General features: G+C 70.0%; 16 protein-coding genes and 1 tRNA gene. 6 read left to right on the top strand and 11 right to left on the bottom strand.

Annotation, left to right across the window (positions count from 1 at the left end):
- Window positions 1-8: 8 nt before the first annotated feature.
- From nadC to IEW87_RS08080, 3 genes are read left to right on the top strand one after another with little or no spacing between them, the layout of a single operon-like run.
- Window positions 9-881, top strand: a complete 873-nt coding sequence (nadC, locus tag IEW87_RS08090) for a carboxylating nicotinate-nucleotide diphosphorylase (RefSeq protein ID WP_188711749.1) — start codon at window positions 9-11, stop codon at window positions 879-881.
- Window positions 878-2,044: a cysteine desulfurase family protein gene (locus IEW87_RS08085; protein WP_188711748.1), complete on the top strand. Its 1,167-nt coding sequence runs from the start codon at window positions 878-880 to the stop codon at window positions 2,042-2,044. Before nadC ends, IEW87_RS08085 begins: the two co-directional genes overlap by 4 nt.
- A 9-nt stretch (window positions 2,045-2,053) precedes the next feature.
- Window positions 2,054-2,746 carry an NUDIX hydrolase gene (locus tag IEW87_RS08080; RefSeq protein WP_188711747.1) on the top strand — a complete coding sequence of 231 codons (693 nt, stop codon included), beginning with the start codon at window positions 2,054-2,056 and terminating at the stop codon, window positions 2,744-2,746.
- A gap of 20 nt (window positions 2,747-2,766) precedes the next feature.
- Here IEW87_RS08080 and IEW87_RS08075 read toward each other — a convergent pair whose 3' ends face one another.
- Window positions 2,767-4,614, bottom strand: coding sequence for an ABC transporter ATP-binding protein (locus tag IEW87_RS08075; RefSeq protein WP_188712710.1), 1,848 nt, complete (start codon window positions 4,612-4,614; stop codon window positions 2,767-2,769).
- Between the two features lie 205 nt (window positions 4,615-4,819).
- Here IEW87_RS08075 and IEW87_RS08070 point away from each other — a divergent pair, with 205 nt between their 5' ends.
- Window positions 4,820-6,271 carry an MDR family MFS transporter gene (locus IEW87_RS08070; RefSeq protein WP_188712709.1) on the top strand — a complete coding sequence of 484 codons (1,452 nt, stop codon included), beginning with the start codon at window positions 4,820-4,822 and terminating at the stop codon, window positions 6,269-6,271.
- A 34-nt stretch (window positions 6,272-6,305) separates the two neighbouring features.
- Here IEW87_RS08070 and IEW87_RS08065 read toward each other — a convergent pair whose 3' ends face one another.
- From IEW87_RS08065 to eno, 7 genes are all read right to left on the bottom strand, one after another.
- On the bottom strand, window positions 6,306-7,325 hold the full coding sequence (locus IEW87_RS08065; RefSeq protein WP_229731020.1) for a pseudouridine synthase: 1,020 nt from the start codon (window positions 7,323-7,325) through the stop codon (window positions 6,306-6,308).
- Between the two features lie 57 nt (window positions 7,326-7,382).
- A tRNA-Leu gene (locus IEW87_RS08060) sits at window positions 7,383-7,456 on the bottom strand.
- Between the two features lie 55 nt (window positions 7,457-7,511).
- Window positions 7,512-8,900, bottom strand: coding sequence for an NAD(P)/FAD-dependent oxidoreductase (locus IEW87_RS08055; protein WP_188711746.1), 1,389 nt, complete (start codon window positions 8,898-8,900; stop codon window positions 7,512-7,514).
- A gap of 23 nt (window positions 8,901-8,923) precedes the next feature.
- Complete coding sequence (locus tag IEW87_RS08050) at window positions 8,924-10,282, bottom strand: S8 family serine peptidase (protein WP_229731018.1); 1,359 nt, start codon at window positions 10,280-10,282, stop codon at window positions 8,924-8,926.
- Window positions 10,279-10,821 carry a DUF501 domain-containing protein gene (locus tag IEW87_RS08045; protein WP_188711745.1) on the bottom strand — a complete coding sequence of 181 codons (543 nt, stop codon included), beginning with the start codon at window positions 10,819-10,821 and terminating at the stop codon, window positions 10,279-10,281. The genes IEW87_RS08050 and IEW87_RS08045 overlap by 4 nt, the downstream gene beginning before the upstream one ends.
- A gap of 76 nt (window positions 10,822-10,897) precedes the next feature.
- Window positions 10,898-11,398 carry an FtsB family cell division protein gene (locus tag IEW87_RS08040; RefSeq protein WP_188711744.1) on the bottom strand — a complete coding sequence of 167 codons (501 nt, stop codon included), beginning with the start codon at window positions 11,396-11,398 and terminating at the stop codon, window positions 10,898-10,900.
- Between the two features lie 32 nt (window positions 11,399-11,430).
- Window positions 11,431-12,711 (bottom strand): phosphopyruvate hydratase, encoded by a 1,281-nt coding sequence (gene eno / locus IEW87_RS08035; RefSeq protein ID WP_188711743.1) that lies wholly within the window; start codon window positions 12,709-12,711, stop codon window positions 11,431-11,433.
- A gap of 147 nt (window positions 12,712-12,858) precedes the next feature.
- Here eno and IEW87_RS08030 point away from each other — a divergent pair, with 147 nt between their 5' ends.
- Window positions 12,859-13,518, top strand: a complete 660-nt coding sequence (locus IEW87_RS08030; protein WP_188711742.1) for an SDR family NAD(P)-dependent oxidoreductase — start codon at window positions 12,859-12,861, stop codon at window positions 13,516-13,518.
- A gap of 4 nt (window positions 13,519-13,522) precedes the next feature.
- On the opposite strand, the gene IEW87_RS08025 is transcribed toward IEW87_RS08030, so the two are convergent.
- From IEW87_RS08025 to IEW87_RS08015, 3 genes are read right to left on the bottom strand one after another with little or no spacing between them, the layout of a single operon-like run.
- Window positions 13,523-14,659: an N-acetylglucosamine-6-phosphate deacetylase gene (locus tag IEW87_RS08025; RefSeq protein ID WP_188711741.1), complete on the bottom strand. Its 1,137-nt coding sequence runs from the start codon at window positions 14,657-14,659 to the stop codon at window positions 13,523-13,525.
- Between the two features lie 30 nt (window positions 14,660-14,689).
- Window positions 14,690-17,020, bottom strand: a complete 2,331-nt coding sequence (locus IEW87_RS08020; RefSeq protein ID WP_188711740.1) for a glycosyl hydrolase family 95 catalytic domain-containing protein — start codon at window positions 17,018-17,020, stop codon at window positions 14,690-14,692.
- A 28-nt stretch (window positions 17,021-17,048) separates the two neighbouring features.
- On the bottom strand, window positions 17,049-18,050 hold the full coding sequence (locus tag IEW87_RS08015) for a LacI family DNA-binding transcriptional regulator (RefSeq protein ID WP_188711739.1): 1,002 nt from the start codon (window positions 18,048-18,050) through the stop codon (window positions 17,049-17,051).
- Window positions 18,051-18,261: 211 nt separating this feature from the next.
- Here IEW87_RS08015 and IEW87_RS08010 point away from each other — a divergent pair, with 211 nt between their 5' ends.
- Window positions 18,262-19,539, top strand: coding sequence for an ABC transporter substrate-binding protein (locus tag IEW87_RS08010; RefSeq protein WP_229731016.1), 1,278 nt, complete (start codon window positions 18,262-18,264; stop codon window positions 19,537-19,539).
- Window positions 19,540-19,601 lie beyond the last annotated feature (62 nt).

Raw genomic sequence — 19,601 nt, 5'->3', positions numbered from 1 at the left:
GAGCGCACATGCTGACCACCGCTGCCATCGATCGCGTTGTTCGACTCGCCCTCGACGAGGACGCCCCGTGGGGCGACCTCACGAGCGAGGCGCTGATCCCCGCCGGCGCGGTCGCGCGCGCCGAGCTCGTCGCCCGCGAGGCCGGCGTGTTCAGCGGCGGCGACGTGTTCCGTGCGGCCTTCACCACCGCCGACTCACGGATCCAGGTGGAGATCCTCGCCGAGGAGGGAGGGCGCTTCGACGCCGGCGTCCGCCTCGCGCGGATCGACGGGCCAGCCCGATCCGTCCTGACGGCCGAACGCGTCGCCCTCAATCTCGTCCAGCGCATGTGCGGCGTCTCGACGTTGACGGCTCGGTTCGTCGACGCCGTCCGTGACACTCCGGCGCGCATCGTCGACACGCGCAAGACCACGCCCGGACTGCGCGCGCTCGAACGTCACGCTGTCATCGCGGGCGGCGGACGCAACCACCGGTATTCGCTGTCCGACGCGGTACTGGCCAAAGACAACCACCTCGCGGTGCTGGCGGGGCGGCCGCTCGCCGACGTGCTGCGCGACGCTCGAGAGCGTCTGCCCCACACGACGCACTTCGAGGTGGAGGTCGATCACGTCGACCAGATCGACCCCGTGATCGCCGCGGGCGTCGACACGATCATGTTCGACAACTTCTCGATCGACGACCTGCGACGTGGCGTGGAGCTCGTCGCCGGCCGCGTGGTCGTCGAGGCGTCGGGCGGCGTGACGCTCGACTCCGTCGCGGAGATCGCGCGCACCGGCGTCGACGTCATCTCGGTGGGCGCGCTCACACACTCGGCCGTCGCGATCGATCTCGGCCTCGACATCGCCCTGACGGAGGGCGCTGTCACCCCTGGCGCGCCGTGACCCTGTACCTCGATCACGCCGCGACCTCCCCGGTGCGTCGCGGCGTCCTCGACGCCATGGCGCCATTCCTCACCACGCGGTTCGGCAACCCGTCGAGCACGCACGCGGTGGGCGACGCCGCTGCGCGCGCCCTCGAGGAGGCGCGACGCGGTGTCGCTCGACACCTGGGCATGCGACCCAACGACGTGATCTTCACCTCCGGCGGCACCGAATCGAACAACCTCGCGATCAAGGGAATCGCGGTGGCCGCCGCACTCGACCGCGGCGCGCGCCACGTCGTGACCACGGCGATCGAGCATTCCTCGATCCTCGAGTCGATGCGCCAGCTGCGGCGCGTGCACGGCTTCGAAGTGACGGTGCTGCCGGTCGACCGGCACGGCGTCGTGGACCCGGCTGCGGTCGGCCGCGCCCTCCGCGCGGACACGGCACTCATGGCGCTCGGCGCCGCGAACAACGAGGTGGGCACGGTACAGCCGGTCACGCAGATCCGCGACGTCTGCCGGGCGGCGAGCGTTCCGCTGCACGTCGATGCGGTGCAGGCCGCCGGGTGGCTTCCGCTCTCCGGCGTGGCGGCGGAGGGGCGCCGCTCGCCCCTGGGTGACGCGGTCGCGCTCTCCGGCCACAAGATCGGCGCGCCCGCGGGCAGTGGCGTGCTCGCGGTGCGTCAGCGGATCCCGCTCGAGCCGCTGCTGCACGGCGGCGGCCAGGAGCGCGGCCGGCGCTCCGGCACCGAGTCGGTCGCCGGGGCCGTCGCGCTGCGCACCGCGCTCGACGTCGCTGAGGCGGAGCGTGAGAGCGCCGCGCAGCGCGTCTCCGACGTGCGCGACGCGTTCGTCCGCGACGTGCTCGCGCGCGTCGACGGTGCGGACCTCACGGGCCACCCGACGGAGCGCCTGCCGCACATCGCGAGCTTCACGGTCGCCGGAGCGGGCGGCGAGAGCGTGCTGCTCGACCTGGAACGGCGCGGCGTGATCGCCTCGAGCGGATCCGCGTGCTCCGCAGCAAGCGTCGACCCCTCGCACGTGCTCGTCGCGCTCGGCATCGGCGACGACCTGGCACGCACCGCGATCCGGTTCTCACTCGCGGCATCGACCCCCGATCTGACGCCCGTCGTCGCCGCACTCGCCGAGGCCGTCTCGGCGCACGTGGGGGCGGGTCGGTAGGCTCACGGTGTGACACCTGCCGCAGACGATCCGATCCGCGTCGCCGTCTCGACCGTGATCTTCTCGGTGCGCACGCGCGAGGACCGCGACGTGCTGATGATCCCCCTCGTGAGACGCACGCGCGATCCGTTCGTCGGATCTTGGGCGCTGCCGGGCGGATGGCTCGCGTCTGACGAGGGCCTCGGCCTCGCCGCGGGACGGACGCTCGCTGAGACGACCGGGCTCGCACCGAGCTGGCTCGAGCAGCTGTACACCTTCGGCGACCTCGACCGGTCGCCCTCGCGGGTCGTGTCGATCGTCTACTGGGCGCTGCTGCGCAGCGACCTCGTGGAAGCGCAGCGAGAGGCCGTCGACGCTCCCGAGAACGTCGCGTGGTTCGACGTCGACGACCTGCCGCAGCTGGCCTTCGACCACCGGCACATCATCGACTACGCCGTGTGGCGCCTGCGCAACAAGGCCGGGTACAGCCGCATCGCCGCGGGCCTGCTGCCCGACGAGTTCACGCTCGCCGAACTGCGCGCCGTCTACGAGACCGTTCTCGGCCGCCGCCTCGATCCGTCGAACTTCCGGCGACTGCTCGAGGGCAGCGAGGCGCTTGTGCCGACCGAGCGATTCCGCACAGGATCACACCGCCCCGCGCGCATCTTCCGCTACAACAGTGAGGTGGAGCTCGCCGACCTCGGCCCACTCGGCTCGTCCTGAGGCCGACGGCGCGACGTCGGCTAGGTGACCTGCTCCGCGACGAGCGTCGCGTAGGACCCGCCCCGGGCGAGCAGTTCGGCGTGCGTGCCGCTCTCGACGATCCGACCGCGCTCGAGCACGTGGATCACGTCCGAGGAGACGACGGTCGAGAGCCGGTGGGCGATGGTGATCGTGGTGCGCCCGCGCGCCGCGAGATCGAGTGCGTCCTGCACAATCCGCTCGCCGACGGCGTCGAGGGCGCTCGTCGCCTCGTCCAGCAGCAGCACGGGCGGATCCTTCAGCAGCACGCGCGCGATCGCGATCCGCTGCTTCTCGCCGCCGGACAGGCGGTAGCCGCGCTCGCCGACGACCGTCTCGTAGCCGTGCTCGAAGCTCTCGATGCGGTCGTGGATGTTCGCCTGGCGACAGGCCGCGACGATCTCGTCGGCGCTTGCATCCGGCTTCGCGTAGCGCAGGTTCTCCTCGATCGTCGCATGGAACAGGTAGGTCTCCTGACTGACGATGCCGACGTGGTCGATGATCGACGTCGCCGACAGATCGCGCACATCGGCGCCCGCGAACAGCACGCTCCCGCTTGAGGCCTCGTACATCCGCGGCACGAGGTAGGCGATCGTCGTCTTGCCCGCACCGCTCGGTCCGACGAAGGCCACGTCCTGCCCCGGCTCGACGACGAAGGAGACGTCGTCGAGCGTCGCGGTCGTCTCCGCCGCCGCATCCGGATAACGGAACGTGACGCCGCGAAACTCGATGCGGCCGACGGGGCCCGGCACGTCGGCGACGTCAAGAGCGTCGTCGCGGTCCGCGATCGCGGGCGTCAGGTCGAGGTATTCGAAGATGCGTGCGAAGAGCGCGGTGGACGTCTGCACGTCCAGCGCGACCCGCATCAGGCTGACGAGCGGCATCGCGAGCCGCGCCTGCACGGTCGTGAACGCGACGACCGTGCCCGCGGTGAGGGATCCGACGTCACCCGCGAGCAGGAATCCCGCGGCGAGGTAGATGAGCGCGGGGACCGACGACATCAGCGCGCTCACGAGCGCGAAGAAGCCCTGACCGCTCATCGTCTGCCGCACCTGCAGGCGGATCTGGTTGCGGTTCTCCCGCGCGAAGCGCTCGGACTCGGCGCCCTGCCGATTGAAGGACTTCGACAGGAGGATCCCCGACACGCTCAGCGTCTCCTGCGTGATGGCGGTCATATCCGACAGCGACTGCTGCGTCTCGGCCGCGATGCGCGCCCTGGCTTGCCCCACGCGGCGCTGCACGAACACGAGCAGCGGCAGCAGGATCACGGCGATGATCGTGAGTCGCCAGTCGATGAGGATCATCGCCACGAGCGAGGCGATCACGGTCACGGCGTTGCCGACGATGCTCGTCACGGTGCTCGTCAGCACACTCGACACCCCGCCGATGTCGTTCTGCAGCCGCGACTGGATCACCCCCGTCCGGGTGCGCGTGAAGAAGGCGAGCTCCATCCGCTGCAGATGATCGAACATGCGTGTGCGCAGGTCACCCGCGACGCGATTGCCGACGCTCGAGGTCAGCCAGGTCTGCGCGACCTGCGTCACGGCCGCGGCCACGTACAGGCCGATCATGAACCCGATGAGCGCCCCGAGCAGACCGAGCTGCACGGGGCCGGAGTCGGGAAACAGCGCCTCATCGAACACGCGCTGGATGACGAGCGGCGGCACGACGCCGAGTACCGCACCGAGTATCACGAGCAGGATCGTCGCGAACACGCGTCGACGATACGGACGGAACAGCGCGAGGACGCGTCGCCCCAGGTGCGGGATGCGCGGCGCCTCGGCGTTTCGACGCCGCTGCGCCGCCACGTCGACGGGGCCCCGCAAGCCCACGCCCATCGGTCTGCCCATGCTCACACGACCGAGCGTATCGCGGGGCTCGGTAGGGCGACCCGACCGGTGCACGATGAGTATTTGCCGTGAGCAGCGCCCACCTCGTCCGTTGCCGAGTAGACTTACCCGGCTGCCTGCGAGGGACCTCTGAGACGCCCTGGCCCGAGGCAGATCGCCTTCTACTCTGCACGGAGTGCTTCTCGTGACGACCGATACCGGACCCATGCGCGCCCAGCCTGCCCCGCGCGATGCGATCGACCCCGCGGGTATGCGGGTGATCTGGCTGCTCCTCGTCGCGGCGTTCGTCGCGATCCTCAACGAGACGACGATGGCGATCGCCATCCCGCAGCTCAACATCACGCTCGGGATCCCCGAGGAGCAGGGCCAGTGGTTCACGAGCGCCTTCATGCTCACGATGGCCGTCGTCATCCCGACGACCGGCTTCCTGCTGCAGCGCTTCACGACACGGCAGGTGTTCCTGTCGGCGATCACGCTCTTCTCCGTCGGCACCGCCGTGTGCCTCGTCGCGCCCGGCTTCTTCGTGCTGCTCCTCGGCCGCATCATCCAGGCCGGCGGAACGGGCATCATGATGCCGCTGCTCATGACGACGATGATGAACGTCGTGCCGCCCCACTCCCGCGGGCGCATGATGGGCCGCGTCGGCCTCGTGATCTCGCTGGCGCCCGCACTGGGCCCGACCTTGTCCGGCGTCATCCTCGACACGCTCGGCTGGCGCTACATCTTCGCGATCATCCTGCCGATCGCGCTCATCGCGATGGCGCTCGGCGCCAAGTGGATGACCAACCTCGGCGAGACGACGACCGCTCCGATCGACGTGATATCGGTCGTGATGTCGGCTCTCGCGTTCGGTGGCATCGTGTTCGGCCTGAGTCAGCTCGGCAGCGCCGAGGCCGAGGTCGGCGTCCTGCCGATCGCGCTCCTCGTGATCGGCGTCATCGTGCTCGCGGTGTTCGTCTGGCGCCAGGTGCGGTTGCAGCGCACCGACCGTGCGCTGCTCGACATGCGCGTGTTCCGCTCGAAGAACTTCGTCATCGCGGTGCTCATCATGACGGTGGTCTCGTTTGCAATGTTCGGCACCCTGTCGATGCTGCCGCTCGTGCTCCAGACCGTCTCACAGCTCGACGCGACCCAGTCGGGCCTCGTGCTGCTGCCGGGCTCCATCCTGATGGGTCTGCTCGGCCCGGTGATGGGGCGAATCTACGACGCGCGCGGCCCGAAGACGCTGCTGATCCCGGCCACGATCCTCATCGCGCTGGCGATGTTCACGTACTCGACGATCGGGCCCGAGACGCCGATGTGGTTCATCATCATCGTGCAGATCGCGCTGTCGCTCGGGCTCGCCGGGTCGTTCACGCCACTGTTCTCCGCCTCGCTCGGCTCGCTCCGCCGCCACCTGTATTCGCACGGTTCCGCGGCGCTCAACACGATGCAGCAGGTCGCGGGTGCCGCCGGTACCGCTCTGCTCATCGGGATCTACTCGGCGCTTCTGCACACGGGCGTTGACGAAGGCCAGACGGCTCAGACCGCTGGCACGACCGGTGCCCACACGGCGTTCCTCCTCGGCGCGTGCATCGCCGTGATCCCGGTGATCTTGGCGTTCTTCATCACGAAGCCCGCCGACGATCAGGAGGAGCAGGCCCCGATCGAGGCCTGACGCGCTCGTGTGGCGCGGACCGTCCGGCCGCGCGTCATCCGCGCGACGGATCCAGCTTCCGTCGCGAATGAAACGCGCGCGGCTCGCCCGTGAACGGATCCGCGAACTCGAGCTCGACGGCGACGAGCTGCAGCGGATCCGAGAAGTCGTACGGATCGGGATTCACGTCCCGCGGATAAACGGGGTCGCCGACGAGCGGCATCCCGAGCGCGTTCATGTGCACGCGCAGTTGATGGGTCTTGCCCGTGTGCGGCTCCAGGGCGAACTCCCCCACCCACCGCTCGGCGTGACGGAACGTGCGCACGAGCCGGATCGAGGTGCGGGCGTTCGGCTCGCCCGCGATCTCACGCACGGCGCGCTCGCCGTCGATCTTGCGTAGACGGCTGATCCGCTCGCGTGCCGCACCGGCCTCGAGGTCGAGCGGCAGGTCAGCGCCCGGCTCCCACCCGACCGGCAGCCAGGCGAGCGCGCGGTACGCCTTGCGAATGCGCCGCTGTTGAAACAGCACCTGATAGGCACCCCGCGTGTGGGCGCGACGGGAGAGGACGAGAAGACCGGCCGTCACGCGGTCGAGACGGTGGATCGCGACGATGTCATCCTCGCCGCGCGCGATGCGCATGCGGGTGACAACGCATTCGCGTTGGAAGGCGCCGTTCGGGGTCGACGCCAGGAAGTGCGGCTTATCGACGACGAGCAGGTCCTCATCCTCGTGAACGACCTCGATGTCGAACGGGACGGGCTTCTCCGGCGGGACCGGCTTGTGGAAGAAGTAGAACCCGCCGGGGACGACGGCGTCGTCCAGGCCAACACGGGCTCCCCGTTGATCGGTCAGCTCTCCGGGATCGACGAACAGCTCCGGCGTCAGCGGCCGATCCCGGAACGCCTCCTCGCGACCGAGCCGCGTGGGGATGACGGTCTCTGCGAGCCATTCCCGCACGGTCGCCGGCACCGGCAGGTCACGCTCGGCGTGCGTCTGCGTCCCACCCGGCGCCCGCAGACGGGCGGCGGAGATGCCCTCGCGGGGCGCGAGAATGCGCCTGCCGAATCGTGCCACGCAGCAACCTTAGCCACGACAGGTCGGCGACGCGGCGCACGCCCGCGAGACTCGCTGTCCCCCCGGCGGGATTCGAACCCGCACTGTGCGAATTTTAAGTTCGCCGCCTCTACCGGTTGGGCTACGAGGGGATGCGCGAAGGGCGCCCCTCCACCGTAGTGGGAGGAGCGCCCTTCACGAACGGGATCAGGCGTCCTGCTTCTCCGGGGAAGCGGCCTTGACCGCCTCGGGCGCGACCTCATCCGGCTTCGGCTTGGGGCGCGAGGCGTACTCCTCGAAGAACGCGCGCGGGTCCTGAACCTTCTCGATCTGCACGAGATCGCGGCCGAGGAAGAAGTTGTGCACCCATCCCCACAGCACGCGCCACTTGCGCTCCCACGTCGGCATCGCGAGGCCGTGGTAGCCACGGTGCGCGAGCCACGCGAAGAAGCCCGTCATTCCGAATTTCCCGGACTGGAACGCACCCTGGTACAGGCCCAGACCCGCGACGGCGCCGAGGTTCTTGTGGAAGTAATCGACCGGCTCCTCGCCGCGGATGACCGCGACGAGGTTCTTCGCGAGCAGCTTCGCCTGACGCACCGCGTGCTGCGCATTCGGAACGCACGTGCCGTCGGGCAAACCGCCGGTCTTGTCCGGAACCGCGGCGATGTCGCCGGCCGCCCAGGCCCCCGCGACGACGTCGCCCTCTTCCGTGACGACCCGCAGGTCGGCCTGGGTCGTGATGCGCCCGCGCGGCTCACGCGGCAGATCGCTGCCGCCGACGACCTTCGGGTTGGCCATGACGCCCGCGGTCCACACGATGAGGTCGGAGGGGTACTCCTCGCCCGTGTTCGTGGTGACGACGCCGTCGGTCGCGTCGGCGACCTGCGTGTCGAGGTGCACGTTGGCCCCGCGCGAGGCAAGATCCTTCAGCACCTTCTCGCTCGTCGCGAGCGACACCTCGGGCATGATGCGGCCCATTGCCTCGATGAGGTGGAACTGCGTCTCGTCGAACGTGATCTCCGGGAAGCGTCCGAGCAGCGCGTTCGCAGCGGAGCGGAGCTCGGCGAACGCCTCGATACCGGCGAAGCCGCCGCCGACGACAATCACCGTAAGAAGCCGGCGACGCAGCTCGCTGTCCTTCGGAAGGCTCGCGGCCAGCTCGAAGTTGCGGATCAGCGTGTCGCGCGCCGCGACGGCCTCCTCGATCGACTTCATGCCGATCGCGTGGTCGGCGATGCCGGGGATCGGGAAGGTGCGAGAGATCGATCCGGCCGTGACGACGATCTGGTCGTACTCGTACTCCCAGTCCTCACCCCCGGGGGCGCTGATCGTCGCCGTCTTGTTCGCGTGGTCGATGTTCGTGACCTTCGCGTTGACGATCTTCGTCTTCTTGAGGTGTCGGCGGTGCGAGACGACCGCGTGACGCGGCTCGATGCTACCGGCGGCCACCTCCGGAAGGAACGGAAGGTAGGTCATGTAGGGAAGCGGGTCGACCAGCACGACTTCGGCTTCATTCGACCGAAGGTGCTTCTCGAGCTTCCAAGCGGTGTAAAAGCCCGCGTAGCCGCCGCCGACGATGAGAATCTTGGGCACGGAAGAAAATCTCCTTGAAATAGTCAGGTGTTCGATTCGCGCTCCGCACGAAGCGATCGAACGCGCCGTGACACGACGATGACGCCGATCAGCACAAGAATACCAGCGGCCGTGATCGCCACGAGCGGCAGCGTCACCTCCCGCAGGCTCTCGGGCGACGGCAGGAACGGATTCGCGGCTTCCGCGGGCGGATCCGGCGGCGGAAGCGCGGGCAGTTCGATCGGTGCGGGCGTCGGCGACGTGCCCTCTTCGACCTCGCCGGAGGACGAGGCACCGCGGTTGATCCGGATCCACTCTGCGAGCTCCGCGGCCGGGTCGCGCTCAACGGTCGCGACGTTCGCCGACACGGCCGCCTCGGCGTCGATGATGCCGTGTCCGTAGTTCGGATCGTGAACGCCGTTCTGTCCCGCCGCAGGGACAGCCGTCTCCTCGATCCGATGAATGAGGTTGCCGGCGTCGAGGTTCGGATGGGCCGCCTTGACGAGCGCCGCGACGCCCGCGACGATCGGCGCCGCGCCGCTCGTGCCGCGCCACCGGTCGATGCCTCCGGTCGGCCCGATTCCGATGAGCTTCTCGCTCGGCGCCGAGACCCCGATCGTCACGCCGCGCGTCGACGCGTCGTGGCTCGCCCGGCCAGACGGATCCACGCCGCCCACGACGAGCACCCCGGGAATCGTCGCCGGAGCGCCGACCATCATCGTGCCGCTCGCGCGGTTGCCGGCCGCGGCGACCACGAGCACGTCGCGTTCGAAGGCGTACATGAACGCCTTGTCCCACGTCTCCCCCCACGCGGTCTGGTTCGTCGTGACGGAGAGATTGATGATGTCGGCGCCGTTGTCGACCGCCCAGACGATCGCGTTCGCCACCTGGTCGGCAAAGGAGACGTCACTCACGGATCCGAAGCCGATCGAGATCGCCAGCAGGTTGGCCTCGGGAGCGACGCCGATCATGCCTTCGTCCTCCCCCGTGCCGCGCGCCGCGGCGAGCGAGGCGACCCACGTACCGTGACTGCGGGTGTGGGCGTTGGTGCCGATGGGTGTGCGACCGTCCGGCGTGCCGACGCCCGAGACGTCGGTCCCGCCCGCGACCGCATCGTCAAGTTCGTCGATCTCGTCGGCGATGCCGCTGTCGATCACCGCGATCGTCACGCCGTCGCCACGTGTGGATTCCCAGGCGTCCTCGATGCCGTAGTCCTCGAGCCAGTACTCCGAGGCCCGGATCGGGTCGGGCGTGGGCGTCGGCGACGGCGTCGGCGACTCGCTTCCCGCGGGCGCGTCCGGGTCCGCGGCCGCCACGGCGGCCACGGGCGCGGTCACGAGCGCACCCGCCGTCACCAGCACGGCGAGGGCCGCGCGGATCCGGCGATGCGCGCGGGTGGTCATGCCGCCGGAGCTCCGTCGTCGGCGAGAGCCGCGCCGGGGTCGGTGCACTCGCACCGCTCGGGCGACCACGCCGAGCGCTCGAGCGCGAGGTCGCCGATCGGATTGACGCCGGGCCCCGCGGCAAGCGCGTGGCCAGCGAGAGCGTGGAGACACTTGACGCGGGTCGGCATTCCTCCCGCGGAGACGTCGGCGATCTCGGGCACATCGCCGTAGGGCGCGCGGTCCGCGAGGAACGCCGCGTGGGCGCGCGCGTACTGGTCGCGGACGGCCGGATCCTCGGCGAGCAGGTGCGTGAACTCGACCATGACCTGACCGGCCTCCAGACGCGACATCTCGGCGGTCGCGGACGGGTGGGTCAGGTAGTAGAACGTGGGGAACGGTGTCCCCTGCGGCAAGCGCGGCGCCGTCGCGACGACGGTCGGGTTACCGCAGGCGCAACGCGCCGCGATGCCGACGACGCCGCGGGCGGGTCGGCCGAGCTGCGCGCTGACCACGCGGATCTCCTGCTCGCTGACGGGATCGAAGGGGGGAATCGTCACACCGCGAGGTTACCCGCGTTGTCTGGGGCCCCGCCGCCGGAGACTCGGCGCGGCACAAAGTGCCGTGACGACAAAGTCAGGGAGCGAAGACCTCGTCGTCGGACGCGACGCCCTGCTCGGCGAGGCCGGCCTGCACGATCGATCGCAGCGTGACCGTCATCCAGTCATGCTCATCCTTGGCGACCTCATCGTCGACGGGCTCCGGATCCTCGTTCTCGTCGGCGGGGAGATCGTCCTCGATGAGGTACACGATCTCGCCCGGCTCGACGTAGTACAGCCGCTCACGCGCCTCGCTCATGATGAACGCCGGGTCGCGCCAGCGGTCGCGCTCGACCTCGAGCTCGGCGATCTGCTCTTCCGCGAGGGCGACACTCGCCTCGGCACGTGTGATCTGCTGACGCATGTCGACGTAGCCGCTCACGGACGGGACGAGCACGAACGCGCCCAGGACGACGAGGCCGAGCATGATGACGGTGAACCCGGACAGCCGGATCCCGCTCAGCCAGTCGCGGGCGGAGGGTCGCGGGCGCCCGGACCCCGCCCGGGAACGCGAAGAGGGGGCCGCGTGTCGTCGCATGCGGCCCCCTCTCTCGTGGTGCGTGTCGTTCGTCAGCCCTGGAAGCGCGGGTAGGCACCGCGGCCCGCGAACGTCGCGGCGTCGCCGAGTTCCTCTTCGATGCGCAGGAGTTGATTGTATTTCGCCACGCGGTCGCTGCGCGCAGGCGCGCCCGACTTGATCTGGCCGCAGCCCACCGCGACCGCGAGGTCGGCGATCGTGACGTCCTCGGTCTCGCCCGAACGGTGCGACATCATCGAGGTGTAGTTCGCGTTGTGCGCCATCGAGACCGCATCGAGCGTCTCGGTGAGCGTGCCGATCTGGTTGACCTTGACGAGCAGCGAGTTCGCGATCCCCTCGTCGATGCCGCGCTTCAGACGCTCGGGGTTCGTCACGAACAGGTCGTCGCCGACAAGCTGCACCTTATCGCCGATGCGCGCCGTGAGGGCGGCCCAACCATCCCAGTCGTCCTCGGCCAGCGCGTCCTCGATTGTGACGAGCGGGTAGTTCGCCAACAGCTCCTCGTAGTAGGAGGTGAGCTGCTCGGCCGACATCTCCTTACCCTCGAACGTGTAGACGCCGTTCGCAAAGAACTCGGTCGACGCGACGTCGAGGCCAACGGCGATGTCCGTGCCGGGGGTGAAGCCAGCCTTCTCGATCGACGCCATGAGGAAGTCGAGTGCTGCGCGGTTGCTCGGGAGGTCCGGGGCGAAGCCGCCCTCGTCACCGAGGCCCGTCGCGAAGCCGCCCGTGAGCAGCTCCTTCTTCAGGACCTGGTACGCCTCGGCACCCCAGCGCAACGACTCGGCGAACGAGTCGGCGCCGTGCGGCACGAGGAAGAACTCCTGCATGTCGATGCCGTTGTCGGCGTGCTCGCCGCCGTTGATGACGTTGAGCGCCGGGACGGGGAGGATGTGCGCGTTCGCGCCGCCGACGTAGCGGTACAGCGGCAGATCGGCGCTGTCTGCGGCCGCCTTGGCCACGGCAAGGCTGACGCCGAGGATCGCGTTGGCGCCGACACGCTTCTTGTTGGCCGTGCCGTCGACCTCGTTCAGCGTCAGGTCGACGAGACGCTGGTCTGCGGCGTCGAGACCTTCGATCGCGGGACCGAGCTCGTCGATCACGCTCGCGACCGCCTTCGTCACGCCCTTGCCGCCATAGCGATCCTTGTCGCCGTCACGCAGCTCGTACGCCTCGAACGCTCCGGTTGAGGCGCCCGACGGAACGGCCGCGCGCTGCACGATGCCGTCGTCGAGGAGGACCTCAACTTCGACGGTCGGATTCCCTCGGGAGTCGAGGATCTCGCGTGCGCCTACTGCTTCGATCTGTGCCACGGATGTACTCCTTGAAAAGTGGGCGTTGTCGGGTGATGAGACCCACTGCACAGTCTATGGCGTCGCCGCGGCGGCCGATATCCGGCGAGCGTCGCCCCCGCGCTGCGGGCGGTGGCGCAGGCCGCGATCACGCGCGAGGATGGCAAAATGACGATTCGGGGAACTCTCGAGGAACGACAGGTTCTGCTCGCGGGCGGGACGTCCGAGGCCGGTTGGGCGTGCGCTCACGCGCTGCGCAGCCGCGGCGCGCGCGTCATCGTCGCGGGCCGCTCGCCGGAGAAGCTCGCCCGGTTCGCCGACAGCGGGTTCCTGACGATGGAGCTGGACCTCGCCGATGCGGCCGCGGTCGACGAACAGATCGGCGCGCTGTCCTCGCTCGACGGTCTCATCCCGCTCGTGGGCGGGTGGCGCGGCGGCGGGGGCATCTCCGGTCAGTCCGACGAGGACTGGGCGTTCCTGTCGACAGCACTCTCGACCGTGCGCCACACGTGCCGGGCCGCCTGGCCTCTGCTCGACGCGTCGCCAGCCGCGCGCGTCGCGGTGGTCTCATCCGTGCAGGTCACCAGACCGCGAGCCGGTGGCGCGAACTACGTCGCCATGAAGGCCGCTACCGAGGCCTGGATCCACGCGGTCGCGCACGGCTTCTCTTCCGCGGCGCGGGCACATCAGCGCGCGCAGACCGGATCCTGCACGATCTTCCGCGTCGATCAGCTCGCCGGACGGGAACAGGCGCTCGCGGACGCCGTCGCGGCACTCTGGGACACCCCGGCTGCCGACGCATCCGCACGCATCGAGACTCTCGCGTAGCCCGTCAGCCGATTTCGCGACCCGCGCCCCAGACGCGGCGCACGCGCAACGCGGAGGACATCAGCACGGCGTCGGCCGCGCTGCCGACCGAGAGCGAGCCGAGGTCATCGCGCCCGATGGCACGCGCCGGGATCCGCGTGAGGGCGTCGACCGCGTCGACGAGCGGGAGACCACACGCGTCGACCGCCTGGCGGAGGGCTTCGTCGAGGAGCAGCGTCGACCCCGCGATCGCTCCCCCGTCGAGGAGCCGGGCGACGCCCTCCGTGACGGTGACGGCGAGGCCTCCGAGGTCGTAGCGGCCGTCGGCCTTTCCGGCGGCGGACATGGCATCGGTGATGAGCGCGACGCGGCCGGGAGCCGCGTCGAACAGCATCTTCACGACGGCAGGATGCACGTGCACGCCGTCGTTGATGACCTCGATCGTGACGTGCGGGCGTCGCAGCGCGGCGCCGACCGGCCCCGGCGCGCGGTGATGGATGCCGTCGACGGCGTTGAACGCGTGGGTGACCAGCGACGCGCCGCGGTCGAAGGCCGCGAGAGCCTCGTCGTAGCTCGCCGCGGTGTGTCCGACCGCAACACGCACGCCCGCGGCGACGAAGCGGTCGACCGCGTCGAGGCCCCCGGGCCGCTCCGGGGCGATCGTGACCTGCACGACGGATCCGCGCCCCGCTTCGACGAGCGCGTCGACGTCGCGCGGTTGCGGATCGGTCAGCAGCGTCGGATCGTGGGCGCCGCGGTGGGCGTGATCGAGGAACGGGCCTTCGAGGTGCGAGCCGAGCACGAGCGGATCGCTGTCGACGACGTCAGCGATCGCGCCGACCTGCCGGGCGAGGTCCGGGATCCGGGCCGTCACGAGCGACAGCACGCTGCGCGTCGTGCCGTGCGCGCGGTGGGTCGCGAGTGCGTCGCGGATCGCCGCAGGGTCACCGTCGAACGCGCCGCCTCCCCCACCGTGGCAGTGCAGGTCGACGAAGCCGGGAACGAGGATGCCCCCGTCGGCGTCGACGACGTCCTCATCCTGTTCGGCGCGCCACGAGGATCCCATGCCGCGGGCAGCGATGCGGTCGCCCGCGAACCGCACCCACGCGTCGGTCTCGGTCGAGCCGTCGGCGACAAGCTGCGCAGAGTGGATGAGGGTCATGCTCCGATCCTGCCAGGTCTCGTGCGAGGGTCACCGGGCTCGGGCGCGCACGAGCCGTACGGTCGCGGATTCGCCGGCCCGCAGCGTGAGTTCCTCGTCCCGCGGGTCCTCGCACCGGAAACCTGACCCGGGGAGCAGGCGCACACGGCCATCCGGACAGAGCCATTCGGCCGCGTCGAGCCGACGCAGCTCGAGCGCGCACGAGGAACCGTCCCATTCGAGAACGTCGACGACGACGCCGCCCCGTCCGCGCAGCCCCGTCACGCGCCCGGTCGGCCAGCTTTCGGGAAGGGCGGGAAGGACCGTGAGGGTGTCGGCGGTCGATCCCAGGAGCATGGCGGCCACGAGCGCAGGCAGTCCGCCGCTCGCGTCGAGATTGAAGATGCGCCCGGCATCGTGACGGGTCGTCAGCGCAGGCGCGACGTGATCGACGGCGAGCCATTCCACGCACCGAAGCGCGTCGTCGGCGTCACCCAACGCCGCCGATGCGAGCCCGAGCTGCACCAGGCCGAACGACATCTCCATGCGCCCGGGCGGCGGCGTCGGGTCGGCCGCCCGCCACGCGATCTTGGCCCGGATCGTGGCCCGGGCGGCCTCGCGGAGGCGCGCGGCTCGCTCCCCCGGCCCCGTGAAGGCAGGGTCGACCTCGTACCAGAGCGGGTAGAGCTGCGTCGCGTGTCGATGGGCGTGATTCTCGCGCCACGGCTGGCCGATCCACTCGGCGAGCGTGCCGTCGTCGGCTATCCGATAGTCCGGGAGCGCGTCGACGAGCGCGGTCCAGCGCTCCTCGAGCGCTTCATCGCCGCGAGCGCGCGCGAGCACGGCCGCGGCGCGGGCGGCGTCACGATGGATCGCGACGTCGGCCGTGCTGTCCGAGGCGAGCGAGGATTCGGCGTCTGACGGAGTGTTCTCCGGCGAGTAGCTCGGCACGAAGTGCCGGAGGCCATCGCGCGACACCGTCGCCGTCTCGGCGAATCGGAGGACGCCGTCGACGAGCTCCCACACGCGGTCGTCGACGAGCGAACGGTCGCCCGTCACCGCGACCAGATCGGCGATGACCCGCAACACCCAGCCGCCGCATCCCGTCCAGAACAGGTGCGGGAACCGGGCGTTGAAGTGATCGGCCTTACCGTGCGTCGACATGCGCGACGGCAGCAGCATGCCGTCGGCTCCAAAGACGCGGCGCGCATTCGCGCGGTAGTGGTCGGCGAACGGCAGGATGAGCTCGAGAAGCGAGGCAGCCAACTCGGGGGTTCCCGTCGGGATGAGCCCCGCGATGCCGCCGTTCTGCACGTTTCCGTTGAGGGTGTAATCGGCCGACCAGGCCGGCGTGAATGTGCCCTGCCAGACTCCCTGCAGCGTGGGAGGCAGCTCGCCGGTGGCCGCGATGATGTGCGATCGACCAGCGGCGTAGGCGATCTCGATCGCCCGCCGCCGAGCCGCCGGATCACCTGCGGCCGCGCGATCCCAGATCTCCTCAACGACCCGACCCTCGCGTCCCTCCAGCTGCAGCGTCGAGGCCTCGACCAGCTCACGATGCGGCCGGGTCTGGTCGCGCAGGATCGCGTCCCAGTCCGCGTCGTCGGCCGGCCGGACCGGACTGCCGGCGACCTCGACGTCCAGGCGCAGCAGCGTGCGGCCGCCGGCGGGCACGATCACGCGCGCGACGAGTGCCTGCGGATCACCCGCGTCCCACGACCTCGCCCCGGTGGCCCGCACGCGGGCGAGGCGCTCGCCGTGCGCATCGCGCAGCTCGAGCCGACCGATTCGCCCACCCGCCACGGCCGAGGTGACCCGCCCGGAGTAGTCGGGTGCGAAGGACGCGGCGGGGCCGTCGTCGCGCGGATCCAGCCCGAGTCGCAACGTCACCTCGGCGGCGAGGTCGGATTCCAGCGCGATCCACACAGAGTCCGTGCCGCGCGGGGCCACCAGCGTCACGCGGCGCTCGCCGCCACGGTCGTCCGCCCACGCGATCGTCGCCGTGCCCCGGCGCAGATCGATGCTGCGCACCGCATCCGTGACGCCTCCGGGCGACGCCACCGCGAGCGTCGCGCACACGGCGAGCGGGTCGGTCCAGACGAGGCCGTCGTATCCGGCCTCGTTCGCGGCTGACTCGAGCAGGTTGGCGGCCGCGGAGCCGTCACCGGCGAGGATCCGGGCGCGCATCTCGGGGAGAACGCCGGTGAGGTCGGGCGCATCGGGCCGGGGGTTGACCGGAAGGAGGAAGCGCTCGTGAGCGAGCGCGATCGTGAGCGCGTCGGCCGGTCCGTATGCGATCGCGCCAATGCGTCCACTACCGACGACGAGCCCGTCCTCCCAGGTCGGCGCCGCCGTCCGCGTCGTGAAGCGCCAGCGCGTCACCCGCACTCCCGGACCGCGTCGCCGGTTCTCACAGCGACTCTCGCCGCACGAGCGCGGTCGGGAACTCCCGCACCCGATCCACCGGATCGCCCTGGATCACGGCGATCAGCGCCTCTGCGGCGGCGCGTCCCATCTCCTCGAGCGGCTGCCGAACCGTCGTCAGGGGCGGTTCGGACGTCGTCGCGATGAGCACGTCGTCGAAGCCCACGAGCGAGACGTCGACGGGCACTCGGCGCCCGGCCGCCTGCAGCACGCGCATCGCGCCCGCGGCCATCAGGTCGGACGACGCGAACACGCCGTCGAGCTCCGGATCGCGCTGCAGCAGCCGCGTCATCGCCGCCATCCCGCTGTCGACGGTGAAATCGCCGTGGACGATCGGTCCGGGAGCGATCCCGGACCGTGTGAGCTCCTCGGTCCAGCCTCGCGCCCTGTCGTTGGCTTGCTCCATGTCGGGCGGCCCGGTGATGATCCCGATCCGGCGACGGCCGGCCTCGACCAGCGCGCGCGCCGCCAGGACGCCGCCGCCATGATTGTCGACGTCGACGATGATGGGATCCGGCCCGATGTCGCCGTGCGGGCGTCCCACCCAGGCGATCGGCACGGGCGCGTCAGCAAGCACCTCGACGAGGTGCGTGATCTCGTGTTGCAGGATCACGACGACACCGTCGACGGCGCCGGACCGCAGGAACTTCGGGATCTTCGTCCGGTCCTCGTCGTCGGCGGGCAGCAGCACAGGCTGGACGTCGCCCGCAGACAGGCCCTTCGCCGCTCCCTTGAGCGCCGTGGCGAAGAACGTGCCGTTGATGCTGCCGATCTCGTTGAACGCGATCACGAGCCCGATGGCTCCAGCGCGGCCGCCGCGCAACACGCGCGCGGCGGCGTTCGTCTCGTATCCGAGATTGCGCGCTTCGCGCTCCACGGCGGACGTCATCGCGGGGTCGACGTTCGTGGCACCCGCGAGCACGCGAGCCGCCGTTGCGCGCGAGACGCCGGCTGCTCTGGCGACGTCGATGATCGTGGGTCGGGCCATTGCTCCCTCTCCTGAGGTCTTTCGCGAAAGCGTAGTGGATCGATCTCTCGCGTCACGATCATTGCACACTTCCCACGCGAAGCTGGAGCGAAGCGAGGGGTTGCCGGGCCACGGTGTGACGGCTATCGTGTGGATCCTGCGAGATCGTTCTCTCGCCGAGAGCATGGTGCTCTCGATCGCAATCGCATGTCCCCAACGAAGAGGAGCCGTTGTGAACCGTCGCAAGATCGCCCTGCGCGTGACCTTGGCCGGAGCGCTCGCACTCGTCCTGACCGGCTGCTCAGGCGGCGGCTCGGGCGGCGCGTCCGATGCCCCGAACGCCGAGTTCGAATTCTGGTCCTTCACCGGCATCGGCCAGAAGGACTCTGTCGAGCGCTACCTGGACGAGAACCCCGATGCCAACGTCAAGCTCTCCGAGGTGGGGAGCACGACCGAGACAGCCACCGCTCTGACGGCAGCCCTCGCCGGAGGACGCGTGCCGGACCTGGTCATGATCCAGAACGACGACCTGCCGAAGTTCGTCGAGAATCCCGGCAACTTCACCGATCTGCGCACGCTCGGCGGTGACGACGTCGGCGAGGAATACCTCGACTGGGCCATCAATGCCGCGACGGGTGAGGACGGGTCGATCATCGGCATCCCCACCGATGTCGGCGGACTCGCCTTCGCGTATCGCGCCGACCTGTTCGAGGAGGCGGGTCTGCCGACGGATCCGGATGAGGTCGCCGAAATGTGGTCGAGCTGGGACGCCTTCATCGCAATGGGTGAGCAGTACGTTGAGGCGACCGGCGAGCCGTTCGTCGACAACGTCGAGACGACCGTCTTCTTCTCGACGGTCAACCAGGTCGACGAGAAGTACTACTCCCCTGATGGCGAGCTCGTCTTCGACACGAACCCCGAGGTCGAAGAGGCCTTTGACGTCGCGGTGCGCGCGTACGACTCCGACATCAGCGCCGGCATCGCCGCCTGGTCGTCCGGATGGGCGCCGGGCAAGGCGAACGGCAAGTTCGCCGTGACGACGGCGCCGTCGTGGATGCTCTCGAGCTTCGAGACCGACGCGCCCGACACCGAAGGACTGTGGCGCGTCGCCTCGATTCCCGGCGTCGGCGGAAACTGGGGCGGCAGCGTGATCGCCATCCCCGCCCGGGCGGACAACCCGCAGGCCGCGTGGCAGTACGTCGAGACGATGCTGTCGCCCGAGGGCCAGGAGGAGCACTTCGCCGAAACGGGCACGTTCCCCGCGGCCCGGGCTGCTCTCGAGAGCGACGAGATCCGCGAATACCAGAACGAGTTCTTCGGCGATTCCGCGATCGGCGAGATCATCAGCGATTCGGTGCTCGAGTTCAACTCGTTCTACAACGGACCCGACACCAGCGCCATCGGCGCGGCACTGCTGAACGTGCTCGTCGATATGGAGGCCGGCAACGTCGATCCGGCCGATGCCTGGGGCGACGCCGTCGCCAGCGCAAACGCCGCGATCGGCGGCTGACACACCCATCTGACACCGGCGGTGGCGCCACGCGCGGCGCCACCGCCCCGACCGAGGTAGAT

The organism is Microbacterium faecale, assembly GCF_014640975.1.
Classification (GTDB): domain Bacteria; phylum Actinomycetota; class Actinomycetes; order Actinomycetales; family Microbacteriaceae; genus Microbacterium; species Microbacterium faecale.
Note: the sequence above shows the minus strand (reverse complement) of the source record. Positions and strands in the feature narration are given on the sequence as shown.

Coding starts and splice junctions, on each gene's coding strand:
- IEW87_RS08030 (WP_188711742.1), top strand. CDS start 12,859: ATGACGATTCGGGGAACTCTCGAGGAACGACAGGTTCTGCTCGCGGGC.
- nadC (WP_188711749.1), top strand. CDS start 9: ATGCTGACCACCGCTGCCATCGATCGCGTTGTTCGACTCGCCCTCGAC.
- IEW87_RS08015 (WP_188711739.1), bottom strand. CDS start 18,050: ATGGCCCGACCCACGATCATCGACGTCGCCAGAGCAGCCGGCGTCTCG.
- IEW87_RS08025 (WP_188711741.1), bottom strand. CDS start 14,659: ATGACCCTCATCCACTCTGCGCAGCTTGTCGCCGACGGCTCGACCGAG.
- IEW87_RS08075 (WP_188712710.1), bottom strand. CDS start 4,614: ATGGGCAGACCGATGGGCGTGGGCTTGCGGGGCCCCGTCGACGTGGCG.
- IEW87_RS08040 (WP_188711744.1), bottom strand. CDS start 11,398: ATGCGACGACACGCGGCCCCCTCTTCGCGTTCCCGGGCGGGGTCCGGG.
- IEW87_RS08070 (WP_188712709.1), top strand. CDS start 4,820: ATGCGCGCCCAGCCTGCCCCGCGCGATGCGATCGACCCCGCGGGTATG.
- IEW87_RS08050 (WP_229731018.1), bottom strand. CDS start 10,282: ATGACCACCCGCGCGCATCGCCGGATCCGCGCGGCCCTCGCCGTGCTG.